Source organism: Stenotrophomonas sp. STK17_22, assembly GCF_051983905.1.
GTDB lineage: Bacteria > Pseudomonadota > Gammaproteobacteria > Xanthomonadales > Xanthomonadaceae > Stenotrophomonas > Stenotrophomonas maltophilia_A.
This window is the reverse complement of sequence record NZ_CP197010.1, coordinates 129,238-151,553: the sequence shown is the minus strand read 5'-3', so window position 1 is coordinate 151,553 and position 22,316 is coordinate 129,238. Positions and strand designations below refer to the sequence as shown.

Genomic DNA, 22,316 nt, shown 5'->3' with positions numbered 1-22,316 from the left:
AAATCCGGTAGTCGCCAACCTTGGTTGGCGCTCTGACATCTTCCGAACGATGACATCGCATGGCCGACCAAGGTCGGCATCTACCAAAGCAGATCCAGCGCGCATTCCCGGTAGTCGCCAACCTTGGTTGGCGCGCGGTCGCAACGATCAGCGCTCGACGATCGCCACTACGCCCATGCCGCCGGCGGTGCAGATCGACACCAGCGCGCGGCCACCGCCGCGTTCGGCCAGCTGCTTGGCGGCAGTGGCGATGACGCGTGCGCCCGTGGCCGCGAACGGGTGGCCAGTGGCCAGCGACGAGCCCAGCAGGTTGATCTTGTCCGGGTCGATGCGACCCAGCGGTGCATCCAGGCCCAGGCGATTGCGGCAGTAATCCTCGCTCTCCCACGCACGCAGGGTGCACAGCACCTGCGCGGCGAAAGCTTCGTGGATCTCGTAGATGTCGAAGTCCTGCAGGGTCAGGCCGTTGCGCTTGAGCATCTCCGGCACGGCCACGGTCGGCGCCATCAGCAGGCCTTCGCCATGCACGAAGTCCACCGCCGAGACGTGCGCGTCACGCAGATAGGCCTGCGGCTCATGGCCGTGGGCGCGCGCCCACTCTTCGCTGGCCAGCAGCACCGCGGCGGCGCCGTCGGTCAGCGGCGTGGAGTTGGCGGCGGTGAGCGTGCCGCGGCCGGAAACCTTGTCGAACGCCGGCTTCAGCGTGGCCAGCTTCTCCAGCGAAGTATCCGGGCGCAGGATGTTGTCACGCTCGACACCACGGAACGGTGCGATCAGGTCGTTGAAGAAACCGCGCTCATAGGCGGCAGCCAGCTTCTTGTGCGACGACACCGCCCACTCGTCCTGCGAGTCACGCGAGATGTTCCATTCCTTGGCCATGTCCTCGCAGTGGTCGCCCATGCTCTTGCCGGTGCGCGGCTCGGCCACGCCCGGGAACTCGGGCTTGAGCTCGGAGAACTTGAAGCCAGCGGTCAGCGCGCGGATCTTGTCGCCGGTGCTCTTGGCACGGTTGGCGGCCAGCAGGCGCGCGCGCAGCTTCTTGCCGTAGACGATCGGCACGTCGGAGGTTGTGTCCGAACCGCCACCGATACCGGATTCGATCTGGCCCAGCGCGATCTTGTTGGCAACCGTGATGATGCTGTCCAGCGAAGTGCCGCAGGCGCGCTGCAGGGTGATGCCCGGGGTCAACGGCGACAGGCCGGAGGACAGCGTGGCTTCGCGGCCCAGGTTCCAGTCGCTGGAGTGCTTGATCACCGCACCCATCGCCACTTCACCCAGCTGCTGGCCGTGCAGGCCGAAACGTTCGACCAGCGCGCCCAGCGTACGGACCGACATGCCAAGGTTGCCGACATCCGAATACGCGGTGTTCTGGCGGCAGAACGGAATGCGGACGCCACCGAGGATGGCGACGGGACGAGCGTTGGGCATGGAGATACCTGGCATGGATGAGGGTGTCTGCAACATGGCCTGCACGACGGAGCAGGCATAATGGAGTCAAGTGTAGCTGCCGCCCTGTGATGGGCCAACCGTGGAACCATGAGCAAACCCGACCCCGCGATGAATGCCCTTGGCGTGCTGGCCCTGGAACTGGCCGGCGGCGAAATCCCCCACCAGGCGGTGCTCAGCGCCGAACAGGCCGGTGAACTGGCCGATCGCGTCGGCCGCGACCTGTCCAAGCTGGTGCCGCAGGTGGCCGAGCTGGACCTGGTGTTCGCCGCCGCCCATTTCGACCCGGCCGAAGTACTGCGCCCGGGCTGGCCGATCCATCGCCGCCTGGAAGAACTGCAGATGCGTGCGCCGGGCCGCAACCAGGGCCCGCGCCTGCTGGCCTTCGGTACCGATGCCAACGGTGATGTGCCGCTGCCGTTCCAGGCCGATGCCAGCCTGGTGGGCGGTGGCCTGCGCGTGGTGCCGTTCCTGCTGACCGGCAGCGACGTGGTCACCACCAACGCGGTGGCCGAGGCGTTGGAAGACACGCTGCTGGCCAACGGCATGGCGCATGCCGACACCGCGTTGATGGCGCAGAACACCTTCGGTGCCCGCATCGAGCATGCGCGCTATTTCACCGTGAATGATCTGGCCGCGATGATGTCGATGCAGTACGACAACCAGGGCCTGGCCGCGCTGTGGCCGCTGATCGAGACCGCGATCATGGCGCCGGGCGAGGACGAGTGGCTCAATGCCGCGCCCGAGCCGCTGCTGCGCTATACCCATGGCGAGGCACGCATGGCGCTGTTCGATCCGGCCGGCTGGTGCGCGCACTACAACCACGGCAAGAACGACTGCGACCGCCTGAAGGGCATCTACGAGCAGTTCCTGATGCGCCAGCGGCAGATGGCCGCGGTGCTGGAAGCGCACGGCGTGCCGGTGCTGTTCGTGCACTGCGAGGCCGGGCAGGACGCGCGCGAGTTGCTGGCGCGCTGATGCGGGTGGCCTGTTGGTAGTGCCGGCCGCTGGCCGGCAACCTCCGGATCTGCGATTGCCGGCCAGCGGCCGGCACTACCGATAAAGAAAAACGCCGGCTTGCGCCGGCGTTTTCCATTTCCAGCAAAATGACCGCGGTGCTGTTCGTGCACTGCGAGGCCGGTCAGGACGCGCGCGAGTTGCTGGCGCGCTGATGCGGGTGTTGGTAGTGCCGGCCGCTGGCCGGCAACCTCCGGATATGCGATTGCCGGCCAGCGGCCGTCACTACCGATAAAGAAAAACGCCGGCTTGCGCCGGCGTTTTCTGATGGCTTACTGCGCCTTCTGGATCACTGCGCAGGCCAGGCGCGCACCGGCGTTGCCGGTCGGCTGGGTCTTGTAGTCATCCGCATCGGCGTGGACGATCAGGCCGCGGCCGATGATGTCGAAGTCATCGCCCTTGCCGATGTTGACGTTGCTCGACACCGGGCCGTCGATGGTGGCCACGCCCTTGTCGTCGGCCTTGATGTTGGGCATGTCGCCACCGTGGTGCGGATCGGCGGACACGCTGCCGTGATCCTGCTTGCCCGGGTTGAAGTGGCCACCGGCGCTCATGCCGTCCGGCGCGCTGCAGTCGCCCTTCTCGTGGATGTGGAAGCCGTGCTCGCTGCCCGGCTTCAGGCCGCTGATCTGGCCGGTCACGTGGACCTTGCCGTCAACCACCTTGAAGGTGACGCTGCCCTTGGTCTCGTTGCCCTGGGTCGGCGCCAGTTCGGCCGTGGCCGAGGCATCGGCAGCCGGTGCAGGTGCTGCGGCCGGTTCGGCGGTGGCGCCGTCGGCCGGAGCGGCCGGCGCGGTTTCAGCCTGCGGCGCGGCCGGCTGCTGGTTGCAGGCCGCCAGGCCCAGTGCAGCAATGGCTGCGAACAGCGAAGTGTGGATCAAACGCATGGAATCTCTCCCTGGATGATGCCTGCAGTGATCAGCGGACAACCCGGATCACGCCACAGGCGATGCGGACGCCGGCATTGCCGGCGGGCTGGCTGCGATAGTCGTCGGCGTTGGCATGCACGACCAGTGCACGTCCGGCGATATCGGTGGCGGCGCCTCCGCCAAGGGTAACGCCCTTGAGGTGGATATCGACGTTGGCGCGGCCCTGGGCGTCGGCACGCAGATTGTCCATGTCGCCCAGGTGGTGCTTGCCGGTGCCGGCGCGGCCATGCGCAGCGCCACCGGGATTGAAGTGATTGCCGGCACTGCTGGCATCCACCGCGCTGCAGTCGCCGCGCTCGTGGATGTGGAAGCCGGCCTGCTGCATCGGCTGCAGGCCACCGATCAGCCCGGTGATGTGGATGCCACCGGGCTCCACCATTAGCGCGATGCGGCCACTGACGATGCTGGCCGAGGCCGGCGACAGATTGGCCTCGGCCTGCTTGGCGGCGCTGACCACGGTCGGCGGTGGCGGGATGGGTTCGGCCTTCTTCGGCGCACTGCCACAGGCAGACAGCAGCGCGGCGGCGGACAACGGCAGGATGGCAAAGGACAGACGCATCGAAGACTCCTTGCAGGTGACACTACGGACGGCATCGTCCATGAACGATCAACGGTTCGGCAAGCGGGCGCGAGGATCGCGTGCAGGGACCGTTCAATGGCCCCCGCGACGGCGCCCGGCGCCCAGCTTGCGGGTAAGGGTATTGCGGCCAAGGCCCAGGCGGGCCGCGGCTTCGGCACGGCGGCCATGGGTGATCTGCAGCGCGGCCTCCAGCAGGGCATGGTCGACCCGCTCTCGCACCTGCGCGTGCAGCCCTTCCACGCCTTCGGCCAGCTGACGGCGTGCCCATTCGGCCAGCAGCGCCTCCCACTGCCCCGGATCGGCGTTGGTGGTGCTGCTGCGACGACCGCGCGTACGGTTGAGCGCGGTATCGACGTCGGCCACGCCAATGGTGTCAGCGGCGGCCAGCGCCGCCATCCGCCAGCACACGTTTTCCAATTCGCGCACGTTGCCCGGCCAGTCGTGTTCGCGCAGCGCCTGCAGTGCGGCAGCGGTCAGGCGCTTCGGCGGCGTATCCAGCTTGCGTGCGGCGGCGCCCAGGAACGTACTTGCCAGTTGTGCGATGTCCTCGCGACGCTCGCGCAGCGGTGGCAGCTGCAGGCGCACCACGTCCAGGCGATGCAGCAGATCGGCACGGAACTTCCCCTGTGCGACCAGGCCTTCCAGATCCTGGTGGGTGGCGGCAATCACCCGCACGTCGACGCGGATCAACTCGCGGCCACCGACGCGGAAGAACTCGCCCTGTGCCAGCACGCGCAACAGACGGGTCTGCAGCGGCAACGGCATATCGCCTATTTCATCGAGGAACAGCGTGCCGCCGTTGGCCTGCTCGAAACGGCCGATATGGCGGCGCTGGGCACCGGTGAAGGCGCCGGCTTCGTGGCCGAACAACTCGCTTTCCAGCAGCTCGGACGGGATTGCAGCAGTATTGAGCGCGACGAACGGCCCCTGCGCGCGCGGCGATTCGCGATGAAGCGCATTGGCCACCAGCTCCTTGCCGGTGCCGGTTTCGCCGGTGATCAGCACCGCCAGCGGTGCCTGCGCCAGGCGGCCGATGGCACGGAACAGCGCGCGCATCGGCGGGGTATCGCCCACCAGTTGCGGTGGCTGGTCGCCATGCGCTTCCGCCGCAGGTGTGGGCGCCGCCAGTGCCGGTGCAACGGCCGGCAGCACACGCTGCGCCAGCGCCACGGCGTCGTCCAGATCGAACGGCTTGGACAGGAATTCATGCGCGCCACCGCGGAACGCACCGGCCGTGCTGGCCACGTCGGTGTAGGCCGACATCACCACCACCGGCAGCTGCGGCAGCGCGGCCTTGAGCTTGTCCAGCAGCACCAGGCCATCGTCGCCGGGCATGCGCACATCGGTGAACAGCAGCGCCGGCGGCGGGCCCTCGCTCAGGGCCTGCAGGGCGGGGGCGGCGCTGTCGAAGTCGACAACCTGGTAGCCTGCCTCGCGCAGCGCGGTGCACAGCACGAAGCGCACGGCGCGGTCGTCGTCGACCACCCAGATGCGCTGCGGGGACGAAAAAGACTCAGACATCGCGCGGGGCCTCCTCGGCCGGGGCGGCGCCGTTGCCGATCGGCAGCAGCAGGGTGAACACGGTATGGCCCGGGCGCGAGCGGTAGGTCAGCGTACCGCGGTGTTCGCGCGCGACCTGCTGCGCCAGCGCCAGGCCCAGGCCAGTGCCTTCGGCGCGGCCACTGACCAGGGGCAGGAACAGGTGCTCGGCCAGCTCCTCGGGCACGCCACGGCCGTCGTCGGCGATTTCCAGGCGCAGCGCCAGCGTGTGCAGCTGCTCGGCGATGCGCACGCCATGCTCCACGCGGGTGCGCAGGGTAATGCTGCCGGCGCCGGCCTGGATCGCGTTGCGCACCAGGTTCCACACCGCCTGGGTGAGGCGGTCGGCGTCGCCGTGGAATTCGGGAATGCTGGGGTCGTAGTCGCGCTGCAGGCGTACCGCCCAGCCGGCCTCGTTCTCGGCCAGGCGCAGCACGCGCTCCAGCGCGGCATGGATGTTCAGTTCGGCATGCGGTGCGGCCGGGGCCGGCGACAGCAGCTGGTCGAGCAGGCCGTTGAGGCGTTCGATCTCCGAGCCGATCAGCTCGATCAGCTCGCGTTCGCTGGCATCGCGTTGGGCCGCGCGGCGGGCCAGCAGCTGGGCCGCGCCCTTCAACCCGGCCAGTGGGTTGCGCAGCTCGTGGGCCAGTCCCTTCAGCGCCGCACTGAGCGCGCTGGGCAGGGCCTGGGTCGGGTCGAGCCCGGGGAATTCATCGACCGGATGCGCCTCCAGCAGCCAGCCGCCATCGTCGCGGCGGCTCATCCAGCCCTCGGCGAAGCGCGGCGCCTCGCCGGGCACCGCCAGCGCCAACCGGTTCAGGCGCAGGCTGTCGCGCTCATCGCGGGCCAGGAAATGAGCCAGGGCTTCGCCCTGCACTTCCAGTGCAGCCAGCGGCCGCCCCAGCAGGCGCCGGACGCTGACGCCCAGCCAGCGGGCGAAGGCCGGATTGCAGCCGGCAATGCAGCCATCGGCCCCGGCCCAGGCCAACGGCGTGCCCAGGGCATCGAGGGACGGCGGGGGTGCGGGGTCGGACATTGCACCAATGTAGTGCAAAACGCGGGTCCGGGGTCGGATCCCTTTCCGTCAGGAAAGGGCCCTGACCACTGCCGCAGGGCGAGCAAGCTCGCCCACTACCGGATACGTGAGCGGGTCACAGTTTCATATTGAGGCCGACGAACACGCTACGGCCAGGGGCCGGCGAAAACATCGGGCGAGCGCTGTCCCAGAAGAAGCTGTCGTACCAGGCGTAGGCGTACTGGCGTCCGGTAACGTTCTTCAGCTGCAGGTCCACGCTCCAGCGTGGGTTGATCTGGTAGGCCGCGCTGAGGTCGAGCACGGCAAAGCCACCGAACTTTCCGGCCACATTGCGCTCCTCAAGGTAGTAGTCGCCCTGCGCGCGTGCCTGCAGGCCGAGGCGAAGCGCGTCGCTGGCGCGGTAATCCGCCCCCAGGTTGCTGATGTATCGCGGGGTGGCGGCCACTTCGCGGCCCTGCAGGGAAATGCTGGCGTCGCGGTCGTCGCGGGTGATCTTCGCTTCCTGGTAGGCGTGCGACGCCCATACCGTCCAGTCGTCGCCCAGCTGCAGGCTCAACTGCGCATCCACGCCGCGTCGGCGGGTCTTGCCCAAGGTGACCGTGGTACCGGTGGCCGGCATGTTGGACACCTCGTTTTCCGCATCCTGCTGCCATACCGCCAGACGTGCCTGGCTGCCCGCGAACGGCTGGAACTTCAGGCCCAGCTCCATGCCGGTGTTGGTGGACGGATGCATCGGCGCCTGGCCCGGGGCGAGGTAAGCCGGCGCGGTGGATCCAGTGAGCACCTGGAAGGTGCGGCCCCAGTTTGCGTAGACGTGGATGTTCTCGCCCAGGCTGTGGATGACGCTCAGTTTGGGCTGGCCGATGCTGCCGTAATCCTGCAGCCGAGCGCTGAGGCCGTTCATCAGGTGGGTACGGCCACTGAAGCGGTCCACACGGTAGGCCGGCACGATCTTCCACGCCTCGACGGGCTGGTAGATGGCCTGCACGTAGGCGCCCCAATTGTCGAAGCTGTGGCGGTCGTTGTTCTGCACCCGTGCCGGGGCACGGCTGAAGTCGGTGGGTTCGGCGTAGGCGTAGCGATCGCGGAGGTAGCTGTTGTCCTGCTGCTCGTAGTTCAAGCCGCCCTCGACGGTAAGCGCGGGGCTGGGCTGCCAGGTGAGCGTGCTGAGCAGGCCGGTCTGCCGCTCATCCCACACGCGGCGCTGGCGCGGCAGGTTGCCGGTGGGCAGGTCGCTGAAGGTCACGCGGCGGTCGTCTTCGTAGCGGTTGTAATAGAGCCGCGTGCCGAAGGTGAGCCTCTCGGACAGTTTCATATCCAGGTGCGCGGCAATCTGGCGCATGTCGCGGTCATCGCCATCGTTGCCGTTGCGCAGGTCGCTGCCGCGGCGATGCGTGCGCAGTTCGTCGGCGGTCATGAAGCCGGGTTCTTCGGCTTCGTGGTGGTACGCACGCGCGGTCAGGCCCACGCGCAGGCCTTCGTCCAGCGAGCCGTAGAACCACTTGCCGCCCAGCGAATATTTCTTCGAGGTGTCGTGGTCGCGGTAGCCATCGCTGGCCTGGGTGCCGACGAAATAGTTCTGTGCGACGCCATTGGCTTCACGGCCTACCGCCAGCTGCGCATCACGGGTGTTGTAGCTGCCGTAGGCCAGCCGCGCATCGGTATAGCTGCCGCCCTGGCGCGTGCCGAAGTTCACGTTGCCGCCGATGTTGTGCAAGCCATAGCGCGGATCGTTGGTACCGCGCACTACTTCGATGTAGCTGATTTCCAGCGGGATCAGCATGTCGATGAAGCGCTGGTTGCCGCTGTTGACGTTGCTGGGGATGCCATCGATCAGCGTCTTGATGGCATTGAGGTAGCCCTCACCGTTGAAGGCGCGGAAGCTGACCTTGCCCGATTCGGCACCCTGCCGGGTTTCGGTGAGCTGGATGCCGGGCATCTGCCCGAGCAGTTCCCAGCTGTGCGAGACGTTTCGGTCTTCGATCTGGTCCGCGCCCAGTACGTCCACCGAGGTCAGCACCTGGTGCGCGCTCAGCTGGCCCTCCCCGTGCTGGTGTACCTGCACCCTGCCGAGGGTGAGTGCGGCGTCGGCGGATTGTGCGAGTGCTTCAGGGGCGAACGGAGCCGCCGCGAGGGCGGCCACCAGCGTGGAGGTTTTCATGGGGGTGGACGGGCGCAGATGAAATGTAATTATATAACATTACATGCGTCTTCCATGTGGAGTCGAGCCATGCTCGACTGCTCCTGGCAAACAGCAGTCGAGAATGACTCGACTCTACAAAAACGGGGTGGAGCGGTGGCTTACACCGGGTAGCCGGTAGCTTCCCGGGCCTTCTTCCAGGCGCTTTCGAATTCGCGCGCGCTGATCTCGTCGTCTTCGTCGAAATCCAGGAACGACACCGGCTGGTCGGCCAGCAGGAAGCGGTCATCGCTGTGGGCATGCTCGTCGGCCCAGACCATCTTGGTGCCGTAGATCTCCACCTGGCGCACGATCTTCTCGCCACGGGCTTCCATCAGCACGTTGCCCTTGCCCAGGCCCGATTCGGCCCAGTGCTTGTAGTACTTCTTTGCGGCCGATTTCGCGCCGGATTTTGCGTTGTGCTTTGCGTAGGTCATTGCAGGGGTCCTGGCAGCAGGCGCGGCCGGAGAGTTCGAAAAGGCCGCCGCGATGTGATTCGCGGCACTGCCACAATTATCACCCAGTACGACGACCACCGCACTTTGAAGTGGCCATTTCCAAAACTCAGCTGGCTTTGGTCTCGGCCGCTAACCGACGGACAGAGGTGGCAGCCGCAGACACTAGTCCGCAACTGCAATGAAGTGGCCACTTCCCTTTAGCCCACGAAAGTCTCGGATCAAGTGCGTCTTGCCCGGCTTCGGATCGTGAACGACGAGCTCGTCCCTGCCTGCATCGAGGACAACCCAATGCCATCTCCGGCCCGACTGATAAGGATTAACTTTTACAATTGCATGTCGATCAATGGCCCGCCATGATCTGAAGCTCACGCGCTTGGTCGCGATACTGAACTGCGCCAGCATCTGCGCGATGTCAGTATGCGTAGTGAAGAAGCTGGTGCCTTTTGCCTTTCCCGGTAGCGTCCTGAATGCCTCAAGCGCTTCCTCATAGGAAACGCGCGCCAGCATGGCAACACACGCTATGCCGCAATCACCGTTGTTCCAGTCACGTTGGTGTACACGCCTCAGTGCGCTCATTGCTTAAGCTCCAATGGATGAGTAATGATTGATCAGGCATCACGGTCTCTGAGCCGGCAAGGCCATGCCCTTCGGCCACAGCATCCAGATGTTGCCCTTCTGCTTCATGTCGCCGGCCAGCTTGCCGGCGGCATCGCCGCTGCCCCAGTACAGGTCGGCGCGCACTTCACCGGCAATGGCGCCGCCGGTGTCCTGCGCGGCCACCGGGCGCACCACCGGGGTGCCGTCCGGGCGCGTGGTGGACAGCCACAGCAGGCTGCCCAGCGGCACCACGCTGCGATCCACTGCGACGCTGTAGCCGGCGGTGAGCGGCACGTTCAGTGAACCACGTGGGCCTTCCGGGCTGTCCGGGTTGCGCACGAAGAACACGTAGCTGGGGTTGCTGCGCAGCAGTTCCGGCACGCGCGCGGGATTGGCCCGGGCCCAGGCGCGGATCGCGTCCATGGTGACGTCTTCTTTCTTCAGCTGGCCCTGGTCGACCAGCCAGCGACCGATCGCGCGGTAGGGGTGGCCGTTCTGTTCCGCATAGGCCAGCCGCACCTGCGTGCCATCGGCCAGGCGCACCCGGCCCGACCCCTGGATCTGCAGCAGCTGCAGGTCCATCGGGTCGGTCAGCCAGGCCAGTACCGGCGCCTTGGCGCCCTTGGCCGCGATGGTGCCGGCGTCGTCATAGGGCTTGAGCACCTTGCCCTCGACGCGCCCGCGCAGGCGCTTGCCCTTCAATTCCGGGTAGACGCTGTCCAGCTGCACCACCACCAGATCATCCGGCGTGCCGTATACCGGCACCGTCGCCTTGTCGGTACGGGTAAGACTGCCGGGGTAGATCGGCTCGTAGTAGCCGGTAATGAGCCCGTCGGCCTGCTGGCCGCCGGCACGCAGTGCATAGACATCCAAATCGCGCTGCAGGAACTGGCGGATCGCCGCCGGGTCCTTGTCCGAAACCGTCGCGGCGGTGGCGCAGGGTTTTGCCCAGACCGCATCGTTCTTCAGGCGCGTGCAGCTGCTGCGCCAGGCAACGAAGCCGGCCTGCAGGTCACTGTCGGAGACCGGTGGCAGTGCACTCCATGCGGCCTTGGCGTAGGTGGCCGCGGGCGGTGTGGCCGGCGTCGGCGCTTCGGTTCCAGTGCGGGGAGCGGTGGTGGAGCAGCCGGCGAGCACGGCCAGCGCAAGAAGGCTCAAGCTCGTGCGATTCAGGGGGGCAATGATGTCTTTCATTGCCCCAATGTAGAGGAAACAGCACGGTGCCGGACCCGTCGGGTGCCCGGCACCACGCTCTTCCTTCAGCGTCCACCACTGCCCAGCAGGCCACTGTTGCTGGTGGCGAACACCGGCGGCGGTACGTCCAGCTCGGCATCGTTCACGATGCGACCGGCCAGGAAGTCGACGATGCTGCGGGCAATGGCAGGATTGCCGGTCCACAGCTCGTGGTGATGGCTGGCGTTGCGCACCAGCAGCGAGCGGCCATGGCTGAAGCCTGGACGCAGCGCATCGGCGTTGGCCGGTGGCGTGCGCCCATCCAGCGTGCCGCTGATGAACAGCACCGGCACGTCGCTGCGCAGCGGCCCGCGGAAGGATTCGCCCAGATCGGCCAGACCCAGGCCGTTGCCGATGGCGGGGAACGGGAAGTTCAGGGCGTCGCCGAACAGGCTTTCGCGTGCCTGCGCTTCCACCCGCGCCAGGCGCTGCGGGCTCTGCCCGGAAGCCACGTCCATGGCCAGCCCCATCGCCGGGTACTGGGCGAACTGTGCGCGCACGATCAGCACCAGATCGGCCAGCGGGTCGTAGTTGCCGCGCTCGGCCTCGCGGAGTATCAACGGCAGCCACTGCTGGGTATGCCGCTGGCCAAGAGCATTGGCAATCAGGATCTGCGCATCGAATTCACCGATGGTCACCTGGCGACCGTCATGCATGCGGCTGCGACCCTGTCGCGGCTGCTCACGCAATGCCTGCAGCACGCGCTTTGCCGATCCGGCCAGATCATCGAAGCCGTCCCTGCGGGCCAGTGGCGTCAGTTCCTGTAGCAGCGCATCGCTGCTGAGCGGCAGCTTCAGTGTGTCATCGGGGCCTTCGGTGCCCATCAGCACGACGCGTTCCAGATCTTTGCCGTGCAGGCGCACCGTCGCAAGCGCCAGGTGGGTGCCGTAGCTCATACCCCACAAGCTGATCCTGGGCACACCCAGTGCGCGCCGCAGATCATCCAGGTCATCGGCGCTCTCGGCGGTCGTATAGGCGCCCAGATCGACGCCAGCCTGACGCCAGAATTCCACGCACTTGGCAGCCGTCGCCTGCAATGCGGCCAGGGCCGCATCGCGCTGCAGTGGTTGGCCATCGTCGAAGCGGGTTTCATGCGGACACTCCGGCGGTGGTTCAGACAGACCGGCACCTCGCTGGTCGAGCAGCAGCACGTCGGCTTCGCGTCGGACCTGGTCGAACACCGGCCAGCGCGGGCCGCGCGCGGTATCGATGCCGGAACCGCCCGGGCCACCGGCCAGATAAACCACGGGGGCGCTGCGGCCATCGCCGCCGGTTGCTCGCAGGCGTACCACCTTCAGCCCCATGCGCGGTCCGTCCGGCTCGCTGTGTCGGCGCGGCACCTCCAGCACGGCGATCTCTGCAGGGATGGCGCCATGTGCTTTGGTCTGCAGCGTGTACGGCTCGAACACCAATGCCCTAGGCGTGGCCTGCGCCGGCATGGCCGCAGCGAGCGCCAGACAGAACGTGGCCACCGTGGCGACCAGGGCAGAGCGACGAGGATGGAGACTGCTGGACGATGTGCAGGCGTTGCGGCTCATGGTGGGCTCCAAAGGAGGGACGTGCGCGGTCAGCATCGGCTCGATCACAGGGCTGTGGGGGCACCCGCCTGCCGAACGTCTCCAAAAGGCGGTCCAATGGCTCCACGCAACCGATACGATGGCCGCCATGCAGATCCCACGTACCCTGGCTGTTCTTGCTCTGCTGCTTGCGGCGGTGGCCGCATGGCTGGTCGTGTCGACGCCACCCGCCGGCGTGGTGTTCGTGCAGGGGGCGCAGATGGCACCTGCGGACGCCGGGGCATCCAGCCCCCTGCCTGCGCGGCCGCCGCAGGACCTGGCCTGGCGTCCGCTGGATCAGCAGCTGCTGGCGCAGTGGCGCGGCCCGTACTGGCTGCGCTGGCAGGTTCCGGCGCCAACCGGCACCGACGATCATGACCGCACGTTGCGGCTGTCGCTGCGCGCTGCCAGCCAGCTGTACTGGAACGGCACGCCCTGGATCAGCAATGGCGTCGTGGGCCGCACCGCTGAAGAAGAACAACCAGGACGCATCGACCTTGTCCACGTGCTTCCCCCCGCTTCTGGCAATGCCACCGATGAGCTGGTCGTGCTTGCATCCAGCCAGCGACAACATTTCACCCTGCATGGCGCCGACGCGATGGCACTGATCGCGCCCGCAGCTGTGCTGTATGGCCAGATCATCCTGCCATGGCTGGTTGCGGCCTTCGCCATCGGCGCACTGGCGGCAGCCAGCCTGTATTTCCTGGCGGTACTGCGTGGCCAGACCCGCACGCCCGGCGCTCGCCTTCTGCTGGCACTGGGCGTGGTGGGACTGGCGTTGCCTGCAGTGGAAGCGTGGCGCTCCCTGCTGGGGTATGACTACCCGTGGCATGTCCCGCGCCTGATTGCACTGCTGGCATTGCACGTAGCCGCGGCCATGCTCCTGCCAGCCTATCTGGCGCGGCGATTCCAGGTGGCGGTTCCGCGTGCCGGGTGCTTCGTCTATCTGTCCGTGATCGCGGTGCTCGCCATCGTCCTGCCTGGCTTTGACACCCGCTCGGCGGCAGTGCTCTTGTTGAGCCTGCTCGCTTCGGCATCGCTGTTGCTGCGTGCGCGCGGCGACACAGAGGATCGATGGCCGATCCTGGTCCTGCTGCTGGCCGGCCTGCTGGCGTTGCTGGTCGCGCGCGGCGCCTTCCTTGATGGGCCGTACTTCCTGCTGCTGGCGGTGCTGATGGTGTTCCTGCTGCTGCGTCATGCGGCACAGCTGCAGGCACTGGACCGGCACAATGCGTTGCTGCGTGAAGAGCGCGCACGGCTTTCATTGCAGCTGTTGCAGCGAGGCATCCAGCCACATTGGCTCATGAACACCCTCACAAGTCTGCAGGAACTGATCGAGCAGGCACCTTCACGTGCCAGCCGCCTGGTGGAGTCGTTGGCCGATCAGTTCGATCGGCTGCGTGACAGCAGCAGCCGGCAGAGCATTCCGTTGCAGGACGAGCTGGCCCTGTGCCGCAGCCATCTGGACATCGTTGGCCAGGCACTGGGCCAGCCCCTGGTGCTGGACGTGGATGGCGAGGATGCGCCGCTGTTGCTGCCGCCCGGCATCCTGCACGCACAGGTGGAAAACGCACTGACGCACGCCGGTGCGCTGGCATGCGCGCAGCACCCGTTCCGTCTGCGCGTGCAGCGCGGCGGTGGACGTTGGGTGCTGGAACTGCACAGCGCGCACGGCTCGTCCTCGCATCGCGGTCGCGGCACGGGCACGCGCTACATCGAAGCCAGTCTGGCGGCCGCCAGCCCCGGCGGATGGAGCTTCGTGCAAGGCATCGACGGCAACCAATGGTGCGGACGGATCGAACTGACATGCGCATCCTGATCGTTGAAGACGAACCGCTGGTACGCCAACGCCTGCAGCGGCTGTGCGCCGAGCTGGCAGGAACGCGCGCACGCTTCGATGCCGTGGCCGATCTGGAGGCAGCCGGCGACCGCCTGCAGCGCAATGTCTACGACGGCCTGCTGCTGGACCTCAACCTTGGGGGCGAGGACGGTTTCGAACTGCTGCGGCGTGCGGTAGCCGGCCGCTACCAGTGCGTAGTGGTGTCGGCCCACCGTGATCGTGCGCTGCAGGCATTTGAACACGGTGTACTCGACTTCGTTCCCAAGCCCTTTTCGCGCGAACGCCTTGGTCGGGCGCTGGAACGCTTGTTCGATACCAGCGGTATGCGTTCAGGCCGGGCACGCTACCTGGGCATCTGGCGTGCGCAGGGAACGGCAACCGTCGAGCTCTCGGAGGTGATGTGGATCGCGGCAGATGGCGACTACAGCCAGGTGCGCATGCGCGATGGCCGCAGCGAGCTGCATGACAAATCCCTGACTGCACTGGCCTCAGTACTGCCTCAGGATTTCGTCCGCTGCCATCGATCGCACCTGGTCAACCTGCGGCACGTGCGTACGTTGCATGCTGGTTCCGGCAGCCGCTACTGGCTGGTGCTGAGCGACGGTAGCGAGCTGGTTGTTGGCCGCGCGCACATCGTGGCGCTACGCGATGCGCTGGGTCTGGGGTGATCGCCAGAGGATGCCAGGCATGGTCTGGCACTACCGGGGAGCGGGAACGGCATGGAGCGAACGCGCCAGGCATGGTTCACGGCGTCTGCAGCAGCAGGGAATGCAGAATGCGGGCGTCTTCGGCATCCAGTGTCTTCGGCAGGTCGTCGCGGCCACGGAAACGGCGGTGGAAGGCAGCGACGGCGGCGTCCCGGTTGTCGAGCGGATAGCCGAAGCGGGCCAGCGCACTCCACGCGTCGAAGCCTTCCGGCGCCGCACCGTCGGCAGCGCGCGGCCAGACGCCGAATCCAGCCTCGGCCAGCTGCTGCCACGGGAAGAAGCGGCTCGGGTCCTGCTTGCGTGTCGGCGCCAGGTCGGCATGGCCGATCACCTGCCGCGGCGGAATGTTCAGGCGGGTGGTTAGATCGCGCAGCAGCACGATCAGCGATTCGATCTGCGCCGCACTGAACGGGCTGCGGCCATCGTTGTCGAGCTCGATGCCGATCGATGCCGAGTTGAGGTCGGTGATGGTGCCCCAACGCCCGGCGCCGGCGTGCCAGGCGCGGCGCTCATCGGCAACCAGCTGATAGCGATGGCCATCGGCACCGATCAGGTAGTGCGCGCTGACCGGTCCACCGCTGTTGGCCGTGCGCAACGTACGCAGGCTCTGCTGCACCGATTTCTGTTCGGTGTGGTGAATGACGATGATGACGGGCGTGCGCGCGTTCTGGTTGGGTGACGGCACCCAGGTGGCGAGCGGGTTGCGGGTTTCCTGCGGCGCGGAGGCACAGGCGGCCAGCAGCAGGCAGGCCGAGAGCATCAGGGCGGTGCGGATCGGGTGCATGGCCCGATTGTGCGCGATCAGGCGCGATGATGCATGCTGCCGTGCCGACCAAGTGGTCGGCACCCACCAGAGCAGACCCAGACCCAGTGCCAAGCAAGCTTGGCACCTACCAGACCAGTAGAAGTGCCGACCAACGGTCGGCACCCACAACATCAATGCAGTAGCTCGGCCGCTACTTCAGGCCTCGTAGGCGGACTCGCCGTGCGAGGTCACATCCAGGCCGGTGCGCTCTGCTTCCTCGGTCACGCGCAGGCCGACCACGCTGCGCACCACCAGCAGGATAAGCGTGGTCACTACCGCCGACCAGACCACGGTCAGGCCGACGCTGACCACCTGCACCCAGACCTGATGGGCGATATCCAGATCGGCCTTGGTGCCGCCCAGCGACTGCGCACTGAACACACCGGTGAGAATCGCACCGACGATGCCGCCGACACCATGCACACCGAACACGTCGGCGGTGTCGTCCACCTTCAGCAGGCGCTTCAAACCAGTCACACCCCACACGCAGACCACGCCGGCGACGAAACCGATGATGATCGCGCCGAGCGGGCCGACGGTGCCGCAGGCCGGGGTGATGCCGACCAGGCCGGCCACTGCGCCCGAGGCCGCGCCCAGTGCCGACGGCTTGCCCTTGCTGATCGCTTCCACCAGCGTCCAACCGAGTACGGCAGCGGCCGTGGCCAGCACGGTATTGAGGAAGGCCAGCGAGGCGACGGTATCGGCGGCAGCGGCGGAACCCGCGTTGAAGCCGAACCAGCCGACCCACAGCAGCATCGCGCCGATATAGGTAAACGGCACGTTGTGCGGCTTCAGCGCGGTCTGGCCATAGCCCAGGCGCTTGCCGACGAACCACGCGGCGACCAGACCGGCCACACCTGCGTTGATGTGGACCACGGTGCCACCGGCGAAATCGATCGCGCCCATCTCACCCAGGTAGCCGCCACCCCAGACGATGTGCGCCATCGGGATGTAGCTGAGGGTGAACCACAGCGCCGAAAACAGCAGCACCGCACGGAACTTGATGCGCTCGGCGAACGCGCCGACGATCAGCGCGGTGGTGATGCCAGCAAACGTCGACTGGAAGGCGACGAACAGGTAATCCGGCAGGCCCTTGATCGGGGTGTTGCCGACCGACTCCGGAGTGAAGCCCTTGAGGAAGGCGAATTCGGTGAACGAGCCGAAGAACGGATTGCCGGCGCTGAACACCGCGCTGTAGCCATACGCCACCCACAGCAGCAGCACCAGCGAGAACACCACCAGGATCTGGCTGAGCACCGACAGCACGTTCTTCGAACGCACCAAGCCGCCGTAGAACAAGGCCAGGCCCGGCACCACCATCAGCAGCACCAGCAGGGTGGACGTCAGCATCCAGGCCACGTCGCCATGGTCGTAGGTCGCGGCGGCTTCAGCCGCGGCCGGTGCGGCGGCCGCAGCGACCGGATCCTGCAGCGGTTCGACCGCCACGCTTTCGCTCGGCAGCGGCGAGATCTGGGCCTGAGCGTGGGCACTGCCCGGCCACGCACCGGCGGCCAGCGCGCTGAGCAGCATCAACAGGCACACGAAGTGGAACCGGGCTTGCCACCCGGTGAGAAGGCGCATCTTCATGGGGGAGTCTCCGGAAAGGGGTTACAGCGCGTCGGCACCGATTTCGCCGGTGCGGATGCGGATGACCTGTTCGACGGCGGTGACGAAGATCTTGCCGTCACCGATCTTGCCGGTGCCTGCCGACGACTGGATCGCTTCGATCACCGCGTCGGCACGCTCATCGGTGACTACGGTTTCGATCTTGATCTTGGGCAGGAAATCGACGACATACTCGGCGCCGCGATACAGCTCGGTGTGGCCCTTCTGGCGGCCGAAGCCTTTCACTTCGGTCACGGTGATGCCCGACACGCCTGCGTCGGAGAGGGCCTCGCGGACCTCGTCGAGCTTGAACGGCCGGATGATGGCGGAGATCAGTTTCATGCGCATGTCCCGAGGGTGGATGGGGCCAGCGCGCCAGCGCGCGTTGGCATCAGGCAACCAGCGGCCATCAGGATGATGGCCGTGGCTGTTGCACCGGACACGTACAGGGCCGGGACGGCCGTGCCTCTCTCCTTGCACGACCGACGCGGGAGGGAGGGCGGCCCTGGTCGCGTATCCGGTCTCTCTTGCCCCTGTTTCAGCGGACTAACAGTCCGCTCTACTGCAGCGGGCCAGCGGCCCGCTCTACCACGGCGGGTCGGGGTCCGCTCTACCACGGCGGACCGGGGCCCGCCCTGCGGCTCCCCAGCCGCGAAGACGGAAGCGATGGCGGCGGGTGGGAGGGGGAAGCCCACCGCCATCGCCACCGGTCAGCTGGCGTAGTACAGCTGGTATTCCAGCGGGTGGGTGGCCGCGCGGAACTTGGTCACTTCCTGCATCTTCAGCGCGATGTAGCCGTCGATGAAGTCATCGCTCATCACGCCGCCGGCCTTCAGGAACTCGCGGTCCTTGTCCAGCGCTTCCAGCGCCTGGTCCAGCGAGGAGCAGACCTGCGGGATCAGCTTCTCTTCTTCCGGCGGCAGGTCGTACAGGTCCTTGTCGCTCGGTGCGCCCGGGTCGATCTGGTTCTTGATGCCGTCCAGGCCGGCCATCATCAGCGCGGTGAAGGTGAGGTAGCCGGACTGGATCGGATCCGGGAAGCGCATTTCGATGCGGCGTGCCTTCGGGTTGGACACCCACGGAATGCGGCACGAAGCCGAACGGTTGCGGGCCGAGTAGGCCAGCATCACCGGTGCTTCGTAGCCCGGCACCAGGCGCTTGTAGCTGTTGGTGCCCGAGTTGGCGAAGGCATTGATGGCCTTGGCATGCTTGAAGATGCCGCCGATGTACCACAGCGCCAGCTGGCTCAGGCCGCCGTAGCCGTCACCGGAGAACAGGTTGGTGCCGCCCTTGGACAGCGACTGGTGCACGTGCATGCCGCTGCCGTTGTCGCCGACGATCGGCTTGGGCATGAAGGTGACGGTCTTGCCGTTGCGGTGCGCGACGTTCTTGATCACGTACTTCATGCGCAGCAGTTCGTCGGCCTTCTGCACCAGGGTGCTGAACTTGGTGCCGATCTCGCACTGGCCGGCGGTGGCCACTTCGTGGTGCTGCACTTCCACTTCGATGCCGACCTGTTCCAGGGTCTTGCACATCTCGGCGCGCAGGTCGTGCAGGGTGTCGGTCGGCGGCACCGGGAAGTAACCGCCCTTCACGCCCGGACGGTAGCCGCTGTTGGCGCCGTCGTACTTGGCGCCGCTGTTCCACGCCGCTTCTTCCGAGTCGACCTGGAAGAAGGTGTGGCCCATTTCATTGGCGAAGCGGACCGAATCGAAGATGAAGAATTCCGGCTCCGGGCCGAAGAACGCGGTTTCGGCGATGCCGGAGGACTTCAGGTAGGCCTCGGCGCGCTTGGCGATGCCGCGCGGGCAACGGCCATACGGCTGCATGGTGGCCGGGTCGAGGATGTCGCAGCTGATCACGATGGTCGGATCGGCGTAGAACGGGTCGACGTAGGCGCTGGCGGTATCCGGCAGCAGCACCATGTCCGATTCGGCGATGCCCTTCCAGCCGGCGATCGAGCTGCCATCGAACATCTTGCCTTCTTCGAACAGCGACGGCTCGACGATGCTGACCGGGAAGGTCACGTGCTGCTCGACACCACGCATGTCGACAAAGCGCAGGTCGACGAACTCGATCTGGTTGTCCTTGATCAGCTTCTCAACGTTTTCCACGGACATCGGTACGACCTCGGATGGGGATGAATGCCTGCTGAGGTACAGCAACGACCGTGCCAACTTTTCGCAGGCTGCAAGTCATTGATTTCAAAAAGGCCGCCCCGCAGCGGTGCAGAACCGTGCGCACCAAATGGGTGCAGCCGACAGCGGACGCACCCGTTTGGTGCGGCAGTGATCGTCTATCCTCTCGACCTTCTTCCTTCCTGCCGCGCGTGCCCGCACCGTCCATGTCCGACCTGCTCTCCGCCCTGTTGCTGGGCATCCTCGAAGGCTTGACCGAGTTCCTGCCGATCTCCAGCACCGGCCACCTGCTCATCGCCCAGCACTGGCTGGGTGCCCGTTCGGACTTCTTCAACATCGTCATCCAGGCCGGCGCGATCGTGGCGGTGGTACTGGTGTTCCGCCAGCGCCTGCTGCAGTTGGCCACCGGTTTCGGGCAGCGCGAGAACCGCGAGTACGTTTTCAAGCTGGGCGCGGCCTTCCTGGTCACCGCGGTGGTCGGCCTGGTGGTGCGCAAAGCCGGCTGGTCGCTGCCCGAGACGGTCAGCCCGGTCGCCTGGGCACTGATCATCGGTGGCATCTGGATGCTGCTGGTGGAGGCCTACACCGCGCGCCTGCCCGACCGCGACCAGGTGACCTGGACCGTGGCGATCGGCGTCGGCCTGGCGCAGGTGGTGGCCGGCGTGTTCCCCGGCACCTCGCGTTCGGCCTCGGCGATCTTCCTGGCCATGCTGCTGGGCCTGAGCCGCCGCGCGGCCGCCGCCGAGTTCGTGTTCCTGGTTGGCATTCCCACCATGTTCGCCGCCAGCGCCTACACCTTCCTGGAAATGGCCAAGGCCGGACAGCTGGGCAGCGAGAACTGGACCGAGGTGGGCGTGGCCTTCCTTGCCGCGGCCGTCACCGGCTTCGTCGTAGTGAAGTGGCTGATGGGCTACATCAAATCGCACAGGTTCACCGCGTTCGCGCTTTACCGCATCGCGCTGGGCGCCGCGCTGCTGCTGTGGTTGCCGTCCGGCAGCTGAACAGCGCCGGGGCACGGTAACCCCGTTGCCGGCCCCACCCCGTTTCCCCCACGGTTCCCCAAGGAGAATCACCATGAACCGCAAGCTCACCCTGCTCCTCCCGCTGGCCCTGCTGGCCGCCTGCAGCCAGACCCCGGCCCCGGCCGGCACCGGCGGCGACGACGTGGCCCCGGCCGCGGCCAAGGCAGCAGACCAGCAGACGCTGGCGCACCTGGACGCGCAGCGCCTGCAGAGCCAGCACTGGCTGCTGCAGCAGGCCACCGCCGCCGACGGCAAGCGCATCGACGCGCTGTTCGCCCGCGAAGACAAGCCGGTCACCCTGGACTTCGCTGATGGCCGCCTGTCGGTCAGCAACGCCTGCAACCACATGGGTGGCGGCTACACCCTGGCCGACGGCAAGCTGACGGTCAGTGCGATGGCCTCGACCATGATGGCCTGCACCGACAAGGCGCTGATGGCGCTGGACGAGGCCGTGTCGAGCCGCCTGCAGGGCGAGCTGAAGGCCGAGCAGGATGCCGATGGCAAGCTGACCCTGACCAACGCGAAGGGCGACGTGCTGGTGTTCAACCCGGAACCGACCGCTGAAACCCGCTACGGCGGCGCCGGCGAAACCGTATTCCTGGAAGTGGCCGCCAAGACCGAGAAGTGCTCGCACCCGCTGATCCCGGACTACCAGTGCCTGCAGGTGCGTGAAGTGAAGTTCGACGACAAGGGCCTGAAGCAGGGTGAGCCGGGCAAGTTCGAGAACTTCTACGGCAACATCGAGGGTTACACCCACGAGGACGGCGTGCGCAACGTGGTGCGCGTGAAGCGCTACGAAGTGAAGAACCCGCCGGCCGATGCGCCATCGCAGGCGTACGTGCTGGACATGGTGGTCGAGTCGGCCATCGAGAAGAAGTAAGACGACAGAAGGGCGGCCGCGAGGTCGCCCTTCTTCGTGGTGGGTAGGGCCGGCCGCTGGCCGACTGCCCCTTTTCATGGTGGCTCGACGCTACAGAAGCAAAGCCGGCCAGCGGCCGGCTCTACCCATCGTGCCGCTCAGCCCAGCGCCGGGTTCAACGTGTAGGTGCCATGCAGTGCGGCTTCGGCCAGCACGTGGCCGTGCATGGCGCGATATGCGTCGGCGGCGGTGAAGCGCGCCGGAAGTTCCAGCGAGGCCACATCCAGCGCGAACACGCGGAAGAAATAGCGGTGCACGCGTTCGTCGTTGAACGGCGGATACGGGCCGTCATAGCCCAGGTAATCGCCGGCCATGTCCGGGTTGCCCGCAAACCAGCCGGTGAAGTCGTTCAGGCCCTGGCGGCTGCCCGCCGGGCCAGCCGGTGCGGTCTTGCCCTTCACCACGAAGCCATCGCTGCAGCTGCCGGCGGCGATCTCCTGCACCGAGGCCGGAATATCGGCCATCACCCAGTGCACGAAGTCGCAGCGCGGCTGGTCGCGCGGCACGGTCATGTCGCTGCGGCCGACCGTTTCCGCAACGGTCGGCACATCCGGGTCCACGCACACCAGCAGGAACGAACGCGTGCCTTCCGGTGCGCCGTTCCAGGCCAGGTGCGGATTGCGGTCCGGCGCGAAACCGGTGGCATCGCCGGCGGCGAACGCGCGGTCGATCGGCGCGCCGTTGGTCAGGCTGTGGCTGCTCAGTTGCAT

The 22,316-nt window shown here is 66.8% G+C and carries 20 protein-coding genes; 5 read left to right on the top strand and 15 right to left on the bottom strand.

Features of this window, described 5'->3' with window-relative positions; translation table 11 throughout:
• Positions 1–147 precede the first annotated feature (147 nt).
• Positions 148–1,443, bottom strand: a complete 1,296-nt coding sequence (locus tag ACSYS9_RS00620) for an acetyl-CoA C-acetyltransferase (RefSeq protein WP_099551602.1) — start codon at positions 1,441–1,443, stop codon at positions 148–150.
• Positions 1,444–1,536: 93 nt separating this feature from the next.
• On the opposite strand from ACSYS9_RS00620, the gene ACSYS9_RS00615 reads away from it, so the two are divergent.
• Positions 1,537–2,424 (top strand): hypothetical protein, encoded by an 888-nt coding sequence (locus ACSYS9_RS00615; RefSeq protein WP_071228809.1) that lies wholly within the window; start codon positions 1,537–1,539, stop codon positions 2,422–2,424.
• Between the two features lie 311 nt (positions 2,425–2,735).
• On the opposite strand, the gene ACSYS9_RS00610 is transcribed toward ACSYS9_RS00615, so the two are convergent.
• From ACSYS9_RS00610 to ACSYS9_RS00570, 9 genes are all read right to left on the bottom strand, one after another.
• Positions 2,736–3,350, bottom strand: a complete 615-nt coding sequence (locus ACSYS9_RS00610; protein ID WP_049462224.1) for a superoxide dismutase family protein — start codon at positions 3,348–3,350, stop codon at positions 2,736–2,738.
• A 31-nt stretch (positions 3,351–3,381) separates the two neighbouring features.
• Positions 3,382–3,951, bottom strand: coding sequence for a superoxide dismutase family protein (locus ACSYS9_RS00605; RefSeq protein ID WP_071228810.1), 570 nt, complete (start codon positions 3,949–3,951; stop codon positions 3,382–3,384).
• A 93-nt stretch (positions 3,952–4,044) separates the two neighbouring features.
• Positions 4,045–5,493 (bottom strand): nitrogen regulation protein NR(I), encoded by a 1,449-nt coding sequence (gene ntrC / locus ACSYS9_RS00600; RefSeq protein WP_071228811.1) that lies wholly within the window; start codon positions 5,491–5,493, stop codon positions 4,045–4,047.
• Complete coding sequence (locus tag ACSYS9_RS00595) at positions 5,486–6,547, bottom strand: two-component system sensor histidine kinase NtrB (RefSeq protein ID WP_032959394.1); 1,062 nt, start codon at positions 6,545–6,547, stop codon at positions 5,486–5,488. Before ACSYS9_RS00595 ends, ntrC begins: the two co-directional genes overlap by 8 nt.
• Before the next feature lie 115 nt (positions 6,548–6,662).
• Positions 6,663–8,708 (bottom strand): TonB-dependent receptor, encoded by a 2,046-nt coding sequence (locus ACSYS9_RS00590; RefSeq protein WP_071228812.1) that lies wholly within the window; start codon positions 8,706–8,708, stop codon positions 6,663–6,665.
• Between the two features lie 140 nt (positions 8,709–8,848).
• Positions 8,849–9,163 carry a hypothetical protein gene (locus ACSYS9_RS00585; protein WP_049435403.1) on the bottom strand — a complete coding sequence of 105 codons (315 nt, stop codon included), beginning with the start codon at positions 9,161–9,163 and terminating at the stop codon, positions 8,849–8,851.
• Between the two features lie 183 nt (positions 9,164–9,346).
• Positions 9,347–9,760, bottom strand: coding sequence for a cysteine peptidase family C39 domain-containing protein (locus tag ACSYS9_RS00580; protein WP_081352330.1), 414 nt, complete (start codon positions 9,758–9,760; stop codon positions 9,347–9,349).
• A 39-nt stretch (positions 9,761–9,799) separates the two neighbouring features.
• On the bottom strand, positions 9,800–10,975 hold the full coding sequence (gene mltA / locus ACSYS9_RS00575; RefSeq protein ID WP_071228814.1) for a murein transglycosylase A: 1,176 nt from the start codon (positions 10,973–10,975) through the stop codon (positions 9,800–9,802).
• A gap of 65 nt (positions 10,976–11,040) precedes the next feature.
• Positions 11,041–12,552: an alpha/beta hydrolase gene (locus ACSYS9_RS00570; protein WP_071228815.1), complete on the bottom strand. Its 1,512-nt coding sequence runs from the start codon at positions 12,550–12,552 to the stop codon at positions 11,041–11,043.
• A 127-nt stretch (positions 12,553–12,679) separates the two neighbouring features.
• Between ACSYS9_RS00570 and ACSYS9_RS00565 the strand changes: the two genes are divergently transcribed.
• Both ACSYS9_RS00565 and ACSYS9_RS00560 read left to right on the top strand, forming a co-directional pair.
• Positions 12,680–14,389, top strand: coding sequence for a histidine kinase (locus tag ACSYS9_RS00565; RefSeq protein WP_071228828.1), 1,710 nt, complete (start codon positions 12,680–12,682; stop codon positions 14,387–14,389).
• Positions 14,377–15,078, top strand: a complete 702-nt coding sequence (locus ACSYS9_RS00560; protein WP_071228816.1) for a LytR/AlgR family response regulator transcription factor — start codon at positions 14,377–14,379, stop codon at positions 15,076–15,078. The genes ACSYS9_RS00565 and ACSYS9_RS00560 overlap by 13 nt, the downstream gene beginning before the upstream one ends.
• Before the next feature lie 76 nt (positions 15,079–15,154).
• On the opposite strand, the gene ACSYS9_RS00555 is transcribed toward ACSYS9_RS00560, so the two are convergent.
• The 4 genes from ACSYS9_RS00555 to glnA all read right to left on the bottom strand — a co-directional run bounded on the left by ACSYS9_RS00555 (position 15,155) and on the right by glnA (position 19,647).
• A complete protein-coding gene (locus ACSYS9_RS00555; RefSeq protein WP_049423158.1) occupies positions 15,155–15,901 on the bottom strand; it encodes an N-acetylmuramoyl-L-alanine amidase in 747 nt (248 codons plus the stop codon).
• A 177-nt stretch (positions 15,902–16,078) separates the two neighbouring features.
• Positions 16,079–17,509: an ammonium transporter gene (locus ACSYS9_RS00550; RefSeq protein WP_071228817.1), complete on the bottom strand. Its 1,431-nt coding sequence runs from the start codon at positions 17,507–17,509 to the stop codon at positions 16,079–16,081.
• Positions 17,510–17,530: 21 nt separating this feature from the next.
• Entirely contained in the window at positions 17,531–17,869 is a 339-nt protein-coding gene (locus ACSYS9_RS00545) for a P-II family nitrogen regulator (RefSeq protein ID WP_004134334.1), read from the bottom strand.
• Positions 17,870–18,237: 368 nt separating this feature from the next.
• Complete coding sequence (glnA, locus tag ACSYS9_RS00540) at positions 18,238–19,647, bottom strand: type I glutamate--ammonia ligase (RefSeq protein WP_004153533.1); 1,410 nt, start codon at positions 19,645–19,647, stop codon at positions 18,238–18,240.
• Positions 19,648–19,871: 224 nt separating this feature from the next.
• On the opposite strand from glnA, the gene ACSYS9_RS00535 reads away from it, so the two are divergent.
• Both ACSYS9_RS00535 and ACSYS9_RS00530 read left to right on the top strand, forming a co-directional pair.
• Positions 19,872–20,666, top strand: a complete 795-nt coding sequence (locus ACSYS9_RS00535) for an undecaprenyl-diphosphate phosphatase (protein WP_032130149.1) — start codon at positions 19,872–19,874, stop codon at positions 20,664–20,666.
• 73 nt (positions 20,667–20,739) lie between these two features.
• Complete coding sequence (locus tag ACSYS9_RS00530; protein WP_012509681.1) at positions 20,740–21,567, top strand: META and DUF4377 domain-containing protein; 828 nt, start codon at positions 20,740–20,742, stop codon at positions 21,565–21,567.
• 137 nt (positions 21,568–21,704) lie between these two features.
• On the opposite strand, the gene ACSYS9_RS00525 is transcribed toward ACSYS9_RS00530, so the two are convergent.
• The gene (locus ACSYS9_RS00525) at positions 21,705–22,316 is read right to left on the bottom strand and encodes a YbhB/YbcL family Raf kinase inhibitor-like protein (RefSeq protein ID WP_049423164.1); all 612 of its coding nucleotides are present in this window, start codon (positions 22,314–22,316) and stop codon (positions 21,705–21,707) included.